Origin of the sequence: Pontibacter chinhatensis, assembly GCF_900113285.1 — a bacterium.
GTDB classification, from domain to species: domain Bacteria; phylum Bacteroidota; class Bacteroidia; order Cytophagales; family Hymenobacteraceae; genus Pontibacter; species Pontibacter chinhatensis.
In genome coordinates, this window is the sequence record NZ_FOOT01000002.1 from 380590 (window position 1) to 393656 (window position 13067).

Sequence of the window (13067 nt, forward strand, 5' to 3'; positions counted from 1 at the left end):
TCTTTTTATACTTTTAAAGCAGCAGGATTAGACACTCAGCGTCCAGCCGGTGCGGTACTCCCGCTTCACGTATTTGTTCACTTCATCAAAATTGGTCACGCGCATATTGTCGTTGTCCCACAGCAGCTTCAGGTCGCGGCCCGGGTAGTTGTAGCCCTTGCCGTCTGCCCTTGGCGTGCGGATGTCGATGCCACGGATGGCCAGGTTGGCCATGAGCAGCGCCTCGGTCAGCGGACCGGCAATCTCAAACGGCGAGCTCACCTCCTTGTTGCCGTAGCCGGCGATGCAGGCTTCCACCCACTGGTTGTAGTGGCCGCCGGCGCTGCCCGGTACGCGGGCAATCTTATGCTTGTCTTTTACCTTGAACTCGGCCGTACGGCTTGTTGGCAGCAACTGCGGGTTCTCGCCGTAGGTACCTGCCATCATTTTGCCTTTGGTGCCGATAAAGAGCACGCCGTTACCGCCATCCCCGAATACTTCACCCGGGCCCAGTTCCTCCGGACGCGACGGCTGAATACCACCGTCCATCCAGTAAACCGTTACATCGCCTTTGGTCTTTTTCGTTTTAGGGAACGTGAGGGTCACGTGGCTTGAGGGCGGGCAGCTTTCCGGGAAGTAGCCGCGCTGGAACTCGTCTACATACACGCTGCCTACGCTGGCCTGCACGTCTTTGGCATAGGTGAGGTCAAGCACCGCGAACGCAGGCTCTACGATATGGCAGCCCATGTCGCCGAGGGCACCGGTTCCGTACTCCCACCAGCCGCGCCAGTTAAAGGGTACCAGCTTCTCCACGTAGTCGGTGTAAGGGGCCGTACCCAGCCACAGGTCCCAATCCAGGCCTTGCGGCACTTCAGCCTTGGTACCAGGCCACGGTATGCCTTGCGGCCATACCGGGCGGTTGGTCCAGCAGTACACGGTGTGCACGTCGCCAATGGCCTTGGAGTCGTACCACTCGCGCAGCTGGCGCACCCCGTCGCCGGAGGAGCCCTGGTTGCCCATCTGCGTGACTACCTTATACTTTTTGGCGGCATCTGTCAGGACGCGGGCCTCATAGATATCGTGTGACAACGGCTTTTGCACGTACACGTGCTTGCCCATCTGCATGGCAGCCATAGCCACTACGGCGTGGTTATGATCGGGGGTGGAAACGGTGACGGCATCAAAGTTCTTCCCTTCCTTCTCAAACAGCTCGCGCCAGTCCTTGTAATACTTGGCCTTGGCAAACTTCTCCCTTGATTTCTGCGCCCGGCGGTCGTCCACATCGCAGAGAAAGCCGATATCGGCCTTGCCGCTGTTAAACACGCCGTTGATGTCGTTGCCGCCCATTCCTCCTACGCCTATACCTGCCACGATCAGCCTGTCGCTTGGGGCTACATAGCCTTTGCCCAACACATGGCGGGGCACAATAAAGAAACCTGCTGCGGCCAGCGCACCGACCTTCATGAAATTCCTGCGGGAGTTGTTCAGAGATGTATTCTTATCTTTCTCAGACATAGCTTTTAAAGGGTTTGGAATGAAGGAAAGTATGGCAAAAGGTAAGGCTGAAGTATAACCCGCCCCTGCCGCGGCGTTTCACCTGGCGGATAATGCGGGTTATACTTCAGTTTATACTTGGTTCTTAAAGGTTCATGCGCTTCAGCTCGCCCATCGCGTGGTCTACCGCTCTGGCCGTAAGGGCCATGTAGGTAAGCGATGGGTTCTGGCAACCGCCTGAGGTCATGGCAGCTCCATCCGTAACATATACGTTTGGCGCATCCCATACCTGGTTGTTTCCGTTTAGCACAGAGCTTTTCGGATCGCGGCCCATGCGGGCGGTACCCATTTCGTGGATGCCCTGGCCCATGGCGTAACCGGCGTCGTATGCGTTCACGTTCTTCAACCCGGCAGCCTCCAGCATTTCCTTGGCGTCCTCCATCATGTCTTTGCGCATCTTCATCTCGTTCTCCTTCAGCTCAGAGTCGATGGAAAGCACTGGCAGCCCCCACTTGTCCTTCTTCGTCTTGTCCAGTGTTACCTTGTTCTCGTGGTAAGGCAGGATTTCACCGAAGGCGGTGATACCCATCGTCCAGTTACCTGGCTCGGTGAGGGCGTCTTTAAACTCGCCGCCAATAGTGAGCTCGGCAATCTCACGGCCCCAGCCCTCGCGACCGGCGCCGCCCTGGTAACCGAAGCCACGGATATAATCGCGTTTCTCGCCGTTCAGGTTACGGAAGCGCGGGATATAAATACCGTTCGGACGACGGCCATAAATATACTTGTCTTCGTAGCCCTCTGCCACGCCGGAAGCGCCCAGACGGAAGTGGTGGTCCATCAGGTTGTGGCCCAGCACACCGCTGCTGCTACCCAAACCGCCATCCCACACATCGGTGGCGGAGTTCATCAGAATCCAGGTCGTGTTCAGGGTAGAGGCGTTCAGGAAGATAACTTTGGCGAAGTACTCATACGTCTGGTTTGTCTCGGCGTCAAGTACCTCCACGCCTTTGGCGCGCTTGGTATCCTTGTCGTAGATTACTTTGGTAACAATAGAGTATGGGCGCAGTGTGAGGTTACCGGTGGCCATGGCGGCCGGCAAGGTAGCCGACTGCGTGCTGAAGTAGCCCCCGAACGGGCAGCCCAGCCAGCATTTGTTGCGGTACTGGCAGTTGGTGCGGCTGTGGTGCGGCTGTGTGAGGTTGGCCACGCGGCCGATAATCATGTGGCGGTTGCCTTTGTAGTGTGCCTTCAGGCGAGCGGCTACGTCCTTCTCCACGCAGTTCATCTCCATCGGAGGCATAAAATCGCCGTCCGGGAGGTGCGGGATGCCGTCTTTCGCGCCGCTGATGCCGGCAAAGCGCTCAACGTAGCTATACCACGGCGCCAGGTCCTTGTAGCGAATAGGCCAGTCCACAGCGATGCCGTCTTTGGCGTTGGCCTCGAAGTCGATGTCGCCGAGGCGGTAGCTCTGGCGGCCCCACATCAAAGAGCGGCCCCCTACATGGTAGCCACGGTACCAGTCGAAGCGTTTTACCTCAGTGTAAGGGCTTTCCTTCTCGTTAACCCAGTAATCCAGGTTGGTTTCGTTCAGCGGGTAGTCGCGGCGGAGTACGGGGTAGTCCTCGATCATCTGCTGCGTTCTGCGTCCGCGGTGCGGGAATTCCCACGGGTGCTTGGTTGCGTTCTTGTAATCCTTGATGTGCTCAATGTTACGCCCACGCTCCAGCATGATAGTTTTTAAGCCTTTCTCAGTAAGCTCCTTGGCAGCCCAGCCGCCCGAAATACCTGAGCCTACTACGATTGCGTCATATACATTCTCCGCCATAAGTAAGGGTGAATCCTTGTTTAGATTGTTTAGTTAAGTTTCTCCTGGTGTACCCGTAGCTGCAGAGAGGAACTCCTAATAGAAAAGCTGCGCCCTGTTCACCTGCTGCTAATTCAGGCTTTAAGGAATCAAGATATTGGAAAGGAAACAAAAAATCAAGTGAGTGCTTAATTCTTCTTGCTCATTTTCAGAAAATTCAGAAAAAACCATATTCAAATCTATGTTTAACCACTATTAAGCAGGCTATAAGTGGCAGCCAGAAACAAGAAAGGCCACCCCGGAAAGTACCGGGGTGGCCTCTGTCGTGCGTTTATTTCTGACTTGGGCGGGACCGAAACGTGAGATCTATCAGCCAATGCCCGGTGTTCAGAGTCCTGCACGGTATGCCTAGGGATTAAGCTTTTTATACTTTACAGAGCAGGAACCGGCCATACAGGAATGATCTACCCGATCCCGCACCAAAGCGTTGGCAGCTGATGCAGATAGCTATGGAGTCCTAGCCCTTAAAGTATACTTCAAAGGTGGACCCTACCCCTTCCTCACTTCGTACGGTGATGTAACCGTTGGCATTATCTACCAGGCGCTTTACAATGTAGAGCCCCATACCTGTTCCGTCCACATGCGCATGGAAGCGCTTGAACAGTGTGAACAGCTTGGTCTGGTTATCCCTGCTGATGCCCAAACCGTTGTCAGATACGGTAAGCAGCACGTAACCTTCAATCCGCTCGGTTTTAAGCGTTACCTCGGGGTTACGCCCGGCAGCTTTATACTTAATGCCGTTGCTGATGAGGTTGTAGAGCACACTGTACAGGTTTTTCCTGGAGAACCTGATTTGCGGGGCACCGCTGAAGTCAGCCTCAAGCCGGGCATTCTCTCCGGTAATTGTTTCCTGCATGCTCGCCGTCACCTCCTCAAACACCTCCTGCACATCCACCTGTTCCGGCTCCCCGTCGATGCCGCGCTGCACCTTGGCAATGTCTGTCAGGTCTTTTATCACGTTGTTAAAACGGCTTATCGCCCCCTTCATCATATCGAACACCGGTTGTATAGGCTCCCCCGGAATGGGGCCTGCGGCGGCTACCTGATGCTCAAGCAGCAGCAAGAGTCCTTCTATATTGCTGATAGGCGTTTTAAGGTCGTGCGAGGCAGTATAGACGAAGGTATCCAGATCCTCGATAACGCGCAGCAGGTGCTCGTTGGTGGCCTGCAGTTTCTCCTGCGTCAGTTTCAGGTCTGTCAGATCTATAAAGGAGCCCAGCATGCGGTACGGCATCTGGTACTCGTTGTGCATAATCTGGGCGCGGTTGGAGATGTAGGCGTAGGAGCCGTCCTTTTTCAGCACCCTGTAGGTGCCCGTCCATTGGTCATTTCCGGCGTTGATGGCAAGCGTAATGCTTTTCTCCAGCTCCGCCTTGTCGTTGGGGTGCACCAGTTTATACCAGGACTCCACCCCTTTGCCCATCTCCTCTTTCTCGTAGCCCAGCATCGCCTTCAGGCTATCGCTCCACCATATCTCATTATTCACCACATCCCAATCCCAAATCACGTCGGTAGTAGCCATCGACACCATTCGGAAGCGCTCTTCGCTGGACGAGAGTTCCTGTGTGCGCGCTGCCACGCGCTTCTCCAGCTCGTTGTTCAGCTTGATCAGGTTTTCCTCCGCCACCTTCAGCTCCTCGTAGGCCATCAGCACCTTGTCCTCGCTGTTCTTTTTCTCCGTGATGTCGGCCATGGTCACCGTAACGCCATCGCCCATCTTTACAGCGGCAATCTCATACCAGGTTTTCTGGTTATTTATCTCCAGCTGCTGCTCCACGTGCACGGCTTTGTCGGTCTCCACCACCTCCACAAACTTACGGAACAGGCCGCTCTTGCGCAGGAAAGGCATTACCGAGAGCACACTTGTGCCCAGCAGGTCCCCCTGCGATTGCCCAATAATGCTTTCTGTTTTCCTGTTGAGCAGTGTCCAGGCAAAGTCTGTAATTTGCTGGTTCTCGTCGCGCACTGCCTTAAAGGCCATAATGCTGTTAAACGAACTGTTGAGCACCCCCTGCACCACATTGCTCAGCGTTTTAAGGGTGGTCACGTCCACGAAGCTCACCACCACGCCATCCTTGTTGCCATCGTGCTTCAGGTAGGGGATAATGCGCATCAGGTAATACTTACCGTCCATGGTCTCCACCTCCTGCTCCTTCTCCACCGAGGTATTGTTCACCTCTTTGATGTCCTCTATCAGGCGAGAGTACTTCAGGTTGTGCGACAGGTGATGGATGGGCCTGCCCAAATCACTGTCAATTATGTTGATGAGCCCTTCTATAAAAGGCGTAAACTTGCGGATAATCAGGTGATGGTCTACAAACAGTTGCCCAATGTTCGAGCTCCGGATGTAGTTGTCCAAGTCCTCGTTCAGCTCCTGCAACTCCCTTATTTTTAGCTGATGCTCTGAGTTTACCGTGTGCAGTTCCTCGTTGAGCGACTGCATCTCCTCGTTTGAGCTCTGCAGCTCCTCGTTGGATGACATCAGCTCCTCGTTGGTGCTCTGCAGCTCTTCGTTGGCTGTGCTCAGGTCCTGCACGGTCAGGTGCAGTCCTTCGCGCGCTTCCTTCAGCTCGGTTTCCAGGGCCGTCAGCTGCTGGTAATAGTCATCGTCTGATACAAACGAAAGGTCCGATACCTTAGGCAGTGGTGTTACCTCGCCCAGCTCCTGCAACAGCACCAGTATAACTTTGGGCTGCCCCTTATCCAGGGAAACAGGCCGGATGGACACATGCACCAACTGCTCCTTTTTGCCCAGCTTTAAGGCCACTTGCCGGGCCACCACCTTGCGGTCCTGCTTCAGGGCTTTCCGGATACCCACGCTCAGGGTGACGGCCAGCTCCTCGGGCACCATCTTGATAAGGTTGAAGTGCAGGCGCCTGTCAGGAAACTTGAGGAAACGGTTAATGTCGCCGATGCCGTGCAGGAGCTGGTAGTGCTCGTCCACATAAAGCGCTGTCACCTTAAAATCCTGCGACACGGCATCCATGAAAGAGTTGTTGTAGCGCGACTCGGGGGAAGGCTTGTTGGGGACAGACTGCCCGTTTGTACTGCCGTTGCTGGCGTAGTCGGTCAGACCATAGCTCTGCCTTGACCCCGAACCTTCCTTTATTTTGCGGTAGATCTTCCATTTCCGGTTCTCCTCCGTGAAAAAGGACTTCATGGAGCCGATATTTTCACTCGAGCCCAGGAACAGGTACCCGCCCAGGTTCAGCGCATACGGAAACAAGGAAAGGACTTTGTTCTGCAGGTCCGGGTTGAGGTAAATAAGCATGTTGCGGCATGTCACTAGATCGATGCGGCTGTAGGGCGGGTCCTTCTGGAGGTCGTGCTGGGCAAATACCACCAGCTTGCGTACCTCTTCGTTAATGATGTAGCGGTTGCCCCGCAGGTGGAAGAAGTGTTCCAGCCGCTCCGGCGAAACATGCTTTGAAATGGAAAGCGGGTAACTGCCCTTGGACGCCAACATGATAGCATGCTGATCTATGTCGGTGGCGAACAGTTTTACGTTTGGCTCACGCCCCAGCTTATCAAAGGCCTCCCTGAAAAGTATAGCCAGCGAGTATACTTCCTCGCCGGTGCTGCAGGCCGCCACCCATACTTTCACGGCCTCTGTCTCTGCCTTTGCCTCTATAATCTGGGGGATGATTTCCTTCTCCAGGCATTCAAAGGCCTCCGGGTCGCGGAAGAAGTTTGTCACGTTGATGAAGAACTCCTGGCACAGCTTTTTGATCTCGCTCGGGTGCTCGTGCAGGAAGTTCAGGTAGTCAGCCATTGTTTTCTGGCGCAGGTAATCCATACGCTTGCGGATGCGCCGCATCAAGGTGGCTTCCTTATAGTTGGTAAAGTCGGTTTGGGTATGGTTGCAAATCAGGTCCAGGATCTCTTTCAGCACCTCCGAGTCCTGCCCGTCCTCGTTTTGCTCTATCAGGCTCTTCACCAAGGGCACTTTGCGGGTATGCTCCATTATCTCCTCGGGCATCTGATCCGGGGTCAGCACATAATCGGCCGCGCCGGCATCTATCGCGCTGCGGGGCATGCCGTCGAATTTGGCACTCTCAGGGCTCTGCACCACCACCATGCCCCCGGCCTTGCGTATGGCGCGGGCGCCTTTGGTGCCATCGGTACCGGTGCCGGAAAGCACAATGCCGATGGCATACTTGCCCCGGCTCTTTGCCATCGACTCAAAAAACAGGTCTATGGCAAAATTGGGCTCCCGGCTGCGAACCTTGTCAGAGAGGCGCAAACGGCCGTTTTCCATCGTCAGCTGCTTGCCGCTAGGCAGCACGTACACACAGTTGGGCTTGGTGAACGTGTCGTCCTCGGCCTCCTGCACCTGCATCTGCGTGTGCTTGCTCAGCAGCTCGGCCATCAGGCTTTTATGGTCTGGCGAGAGGTGCTGTATGATAACAAAGGAAAAGCTGGAATTACTCGGAAAATGGTCGAACAGTTTGTGGATTGCCTCCAGGCCGCCGGCCGACGCGCCTATGCCTACCAGGTAATGGTCAGTGGGCGCAATTTTACTGTCTTTAATCTGGGGTGCTGATTTGGGTGCTGTCATGTAAGCTACTGGTAATACTTGCTGTTTACTTGATATCTGCAACTAATGTTATGGCAGATGAGGCAGTTAAAGCGTTCAGTACCGCTCCTTTACTATCTTCTCCAACACGGCATTTCGCAGTTTTTCGGCGGCCTCCAATTCTTCCTTACTCCAGGACTGGGAGGTGTTTTTAACGGTTTCGCGGTAAATGGCGAAGGAGTTGCGCGGGTGATAAGTCTTCCCATCCGGCTCCATCTGTATGGCATTGTTGGGATCGCCTCCCCAGGCAATGGTTTGCGCCACCTCTGGCCTGAAACCAAGTATAAAATCGCCCTGTTCGGCATTAATGGGCAGCGCGATCAGGCCACTGGCCACCTCTTTATAACGCTTGCTGTGCGGGTAGTCGTGGATGAGCATACTGGTGGCAAACAGACCGCTTTTGTTGCGCCTCAGCCACGATGCCAGCTCCCTTACCTCGTCCCTGCCAGGTGTGTCGCCGCTAAGCCAGATGTTGCCCTCATACACCACCGCTGCGCCGCCCAACGACAGCAATTCTTGCAGACTATCTCCCCCTTTCAGCAGGCCATCGGCAAAATGGGTAGCGCCGTACAGCTGCTCCACCAGCTTTATATGTATGCTCCGCAGCTGCACCCGCAGCGCCATCACTTCTTCCCGCTGCTTGGCCTCCAGCTGGGCCGAAAGTATGCCTGCCAGCAACTCCATGGCCGACCGCATCTCAAAACCCGGATACATCGCCGTTTTATGGTGGCACGATACCAGCCCCCACAGTTGCCCATCGATAATGAGCGGCAGCGACATGGAAGCCATGATGCCCATATTGGCCAGGTATTCCAGGTGCACATTGGCCACGCTGCGCAGGCTGCTCTCCGAGAGGTCGGTAAAGCGCTGGGTCAGGGGGTTCAGCACAGGGACAAGCCGCATGGGTTTATAATCGCGGGTGGGAATAAGCCGGTAAGGATTTCGGAAGTATAAATCGCGTGCCTGCTTGGGCACATCGGAGGCCGGGAAACGCAGGCCCATGTAGTCGGTCATGTCCTCCTCCTTTGCCTGCGCTATCACGATGCCGTTCCACTTCGGGTCGAACTGGTACACCAGCACCCTGTCGAAGCCGGAGAATTGTTTGAGTTCCTCGGCCGCGCGCTGTGCTATTTCAGGGCAGGTGCCGGCCTGTTTCAGTAGCGAAGTAATATACTTGATGTGCTGGTACAGGCGCACAAAAGACTCCTTGGGGGTTGCCACGCTCTCCTCCAGCTCTGCCAGCACGTAGTCCTGCTGCGGCAGGAGCAGCACCGAAAAGGCAGCCTCCTTATCCTGCACCTTAAAGCTGAGCGTGAGCGGTATTTTGTCCTGGCTGTCCTGCGTGTGGATCTTGTTCAGAATCTCCTCATACTGCCCTTCAGCCAGCAACTCGGAGAACGGCAGGCCCAGCAGCTCATCGGGTTTGGCAAGCAGGAAACGTTCCACATTCTCGCTGACCTGCAGAATGCGCAGGTCTTGCTTATCCAGCACCAGCAGCACGCCATGCGGCTGTACCAGGTTTACCAGATGCAGCGGAATACTTCCGCAAAACTCCGAGTCGTAATTTTTCTCAACATTAATATTAACTGGGGCTGTGGGTTTCTCCATTTAGTGTTTAACGCTGTTGGCGCTACAAGGCCGGGTGCAACATAAGTAAGCAATAAAGGGCGCAGGCTTCTGCTGCACCACTCCAGAATCATAAACCACAGTAGGCCAAAGTATACATTGCCCTGCTGTGCAGGATTAACCAACAGAAGCTTCTAAAGTTACAGGCAAACGTAGAAATCTGTAAGTCTAGTAGCTGAAAGGCTTATCCCAGATTTCATAAAAGTAACATCTTCTGATGAGAAACATAGCATATAATCTGCTATTCGCGAGGGGCCTTTCTACATAAATTGCAAGAAAGGCAGAGATGATGAAAATTTAAATTCTTTTCAGTTGTGCGGCGCTGGGTAAGTTTGATGATCTCTATACTATATAATGTTGGGGTGCCGTCGTGTATGTACCTGACTGACTTGAAAAGTTATACTTTATACTTGAGCTATACTGATATACTTTATCGGTTTATACTCCTATAGCCACTGCTTCCGCTGTTTCGGACCTCATTGTCTAGAACCAATGCTGCTGCGGACTTCCAAGTCAGCGTAGATTATACTTATACTTGTGGATTTATACTTTCATAGCCGCTGCTACCCTCTACTTGACACAAGTCATACTTCCAAACTCCCTTTCCTCCTCTAGTTCCCACAGGCGTCTCGTTGCATTTCATACTTGGCTCCCTCCCAGGCCGGGAGGCCTCGCCTTCGGGCATCGCGCTGTGTGCCTGAAGCTGCTCCTCGCTCCGCTGCGGGCTGCCGCATCCGCGGCACCGCAACATCCACAAGGCGCTCAACCCAAAGGCTGGGAAGCAATCGATAGCCGCTGCAATTACTGTCATCTCGACCATCGGGAGAGATCTAACCAGAATTCCAGCTAGATCTCTCGCGCTGCTCGAAATGACAGAGTGAGTAGTAAGTATAATTCCCCTCCTTGGAGGGGTTGGGGTGGGTTTATATTTCGCAGGGACAGCGACTACAAAACTTATGCTTCGGCTAAAATAATTACAGACTCCCCGCCTTAGCTAAGGGGGGGGCCAGGGGTGGTTGAGTCCGCTACCGCTGTAAGCTCCCTCCCCTGTTTTTGGGAGAGGGAGAAGTAACAATTCCTTTCCAGGAAGAGAGACGGCCTTATTTACCCTCTACCTAAAATCCTGAAACCGCAAGCGAACAGTTTTCCCCCCAACAACTGGCACTGTTAGCTGCTTGCCCCGATAGCTGAGTATACACTCACCGTCCTTGTCGGCTTTTATACTTGCCCGGTGCAGCTTGCCCTCCTTCCAGGCGATGTCTACCGTATAGCCGCCCCTGGCCCGCAGGCCTTTCACCTCCCCCGCCTGCCATACTTGCGGCAGCGCCGGCAGCAGTTCTATAGAACCCGCCTGCGACTGCAGCAGCATCTCGGCCACACCGGCGGTAGCGCCCATGTTGCCGTCGAGCTGGAAGGGCGGGTGGGCGTCCAGGAGATTGGCGTAGGAACCCGAGCCGCTGGTAAAGGACTCTCCGTTTATGCCTCCTCCGGCCGGTTTAATCACCATTTTGTAAAGCTTGTGCGCCCGGTTCCCATCACGCAGACGTGCCCAGAAATTTATCTTCCAGGCCAGCGACCAGCCGGTGCCCTCATCGCCCCTGGCCTCCAGGCTTACCTGGGCCGCTTTGGCCATCTCCGGGGTTTCCAGGGGGGAGATTTGCCTGCCCGGGTGCAGGGCGAACAGGTGCGATACGTGGCGGTGCTTGTTGTTTGGGTCGTCTACATCCTCTTTCCACTCCTGCAGCTGGCCCCAGCTGCCGATTTGCGGCGGCAGGATTTTGTCGCGCACCTGCTGCGCCTGTTGGGCAAACTCCGCGTCGGTCCCCAAAACATTAGCCGCTTGGATGCAGTTGTTGAGCACGTCCCAGGCTATCTGGTGGTCCATGGACGCGCCGCCCGAAATGCCGCCGTGCTCCGGGGAGTAAGACGGAGAAGAAACCAGGTAGCCGCTGCTGTCGGGGGTGAGGTAATCCATCCAGAACAGGGCGGCCTCCTTCATCACCGGGTAGGCTTGTCGCTTCAGGTACGCGGCATCCTGGGTATACTCGTAGTGCTCCCACAGGTGCTGCGCCAGCCAGGCCGCTCCGCCCGGGAAGAAGCCCCAGGGCACTTCCCAGCCCGGCGCGGTATAGCCGTAGGCATTGTTCATGGTGTTCACGACCCAGCCCCGCGTGTTAAAGAACTCTTTGGCGCTTTGCCTGCCGGGCGCCACCAGCGCTTCGGTATAGTCCAGCAAGGGCACGTGGCACTCGGCCAGGTTTGTCACCTCGGCCGGCCAGTAGAGCATCTGCAGGTTAATGTTGGTGTGATAGTCTGCCGCCCAGGGCGGGCTGGTGCTGTTGTTCCACTTGCCCTGCAGGTTCATAGGCATGGTGCCGGGCCGCGAGGCGGATATCATCAGGTAACGACCATACTGAAAGTAGAGCATCTCCATCCCCCGGTCCTCTGCTCCCTCAAAGTAATTATGCTGGCGGATGTTGGTTGGCACCTCGTTATACTTGCTCCTCTCCAAAGTGAGCGTGACCCGATTGAAAAGCGAAGTATAATCCTGCGTGTGCTCTTTCAAAATTGCACCTATACTTTGGGCTTTCACAGCCTCCAGCCGCTTAGCAACTATACGTTTGTAATCCGTTCCTTTGTAAGTGGGGTAGTCCCAGCTATAGTCGGTGGCGGCGGTATGGATAAGCTGCACCGATTTGGCACCGCTTACCTGCACGGAGCCGTTTTCATAGGATACTTTGCCATCCGTCACGATGCGGTACGCGGTTTCAAACTCCTGTTTGTTATCGTTAATGTGGCCCCTCAAAGTATAAATGCCGTTCTCGAAGCGCTCCTCATCCTTGGGGTGAGGCGTTTTATAGGTAATCGTATACTTCTCGGGACGGCTGGAGGTGAACTGGTAGACCATCACACCCTTGGGGTAGTTGCCAAAGTACAGGCGGCTATACTTTGTCTTGCCGATTTGGTAGCGCACGCTGCCGGTGGCCGTGTTCAGGTCCAGCTCGCGGCGGTAGTTTTGCGGAGTTGCCTCGCCGTGGCCGGGCTTCACATACAGGTCGCCCATGGTTTGCTGCGCCCCGTAATCCCCCCACTCGGTGCTGCCCTCCAGCCTGGCCGGCGCAGTGCCCGTCAGGTGTTTTTGCACCAACTGATTGGCTTCTTTCAGCTTGCCTTCTGCAATCAGCTGCCTGATCTCGGGCAGATACTTCCAGGCTTCCGGTTTGTTGCCATAGTTATACTTGGCGTTCGAGTGGGGGCCACCCGACCAGAGCGTGCCTTCGGTGAACTGCAGTTGCTCCTCCCCCACGCCCCCGAAAAACATCACGCCCATGTAGCCGTTGCCAATCGGCAGGGCCTCCCGCATCCAGTCGGTGGCAGGTTTGTCGTACCACAGCTTCAGCGTTTTGTCCTGGGCCCGGGCCGGTAGCAACAACAGCAACAGAAAGCAGGGCAACAGGAGAAGCGTTCTTTTCAAGGATGTCAGGTGTAGCATGAGCTATAGGTGCAGGGTTTATACTTTCAGAAATG

Annotated in this window: 5 protein-coding genes; all 5 read right to left on the reverse strand. The window is 55.1% G+C overall.

The window, feature by feature from the left end; genetic code table 11:
- Window positions 1-27 precede the first annotated feature (27 nt).
- Window positions 28-1494 (reverse strand): Gfo/Idh/MocA family protein, encoded by a 1467-nt coding sequence (locus BM040_RS06970; protein WP_092099791.1) that lies wholly within the window; start codon window positions 1492-1494, stop codon window positions 28-30.
- Window positions 1495-1618: 124 nt separating this feature from the next.
- The gene (locus BM040_RS06975) at window positions 1619-3298 is read right to left on the reverse strand and encodes a GMC oxidoreductase (RefSeq protein ID WP_092099792.1); all 1680 of its coding nucleotides are present in this window, start codon (window positions 3296-3298) and stop codon (window positions 1619-1621) included.
- Window positions 3299-3794: 496 nt separating this feature from the next.
- Window positions 3795-7895, reverse strand: coding sequence for a chemotaxis protein CheB (locus tag BM040_RS06980; protein WP_092099793.1), 4101 nt, complete (start codon window positions 7893-7895; stop codon window positions 3795-3797).
- Window positions 7896-7970: 75 nt separating this feature from the next.
- Window positions 7971-9521, reverse strand: coding sequence for a GAF domain-containing protein (locus tag BM040_RS06985; RefSeq protein ID WP_092099794.1), 1551 nt, complete (start codon window positions 9519-9521; stop codon window positions 7971-7973).
- Window positions 9522-10650: 1129 nt separating this feature from the next.
- A complete protein-coding gene (locus BM040_RS06995; RefSeq protein WP_245756126.1) occupies window positions 10651-13014 on the reverse strand; it encodes a glycoside hydrolase family 95 protein in 2364 nt (787 codons plus the stop codon).
- Between the last annotated feature and the right edge of the window lie 53 nt (window positions 13015-13067).

Excerpts from the sequence above, each read along its gene's own strand:
- BM040_RS06975 (WP_092099792.1), bottom strand. The coding sequence starts at position 3,298 with ATGGCGGAGAATGTATATGACGCAATCGTAGTAGGCTCAGGTATTTCG.
- BM040_RS06985 (WP_092099794.1), bottom strand. The coding sequence starts at position 9,521 with ATGGAGAAACCCACAGCCCCAGTTAATATTAATGTTGAGAAAAATTAC.
- BM040_RS06970 (WP_092099791.1), bottom strand. The coding sequence starts at position 1,494 with ATGTCTGAGAAAGATAAGAATACATCTCTGAACAACTCCCGCAGGAAT.
- BM040_RS06980 (WP_092099793.1), bottom strand. The coding sequence starts at position 7,895 with ATGACAGCACCCAAATCAGCACCCCAGATTAAAGACAGTAAAATTGCG.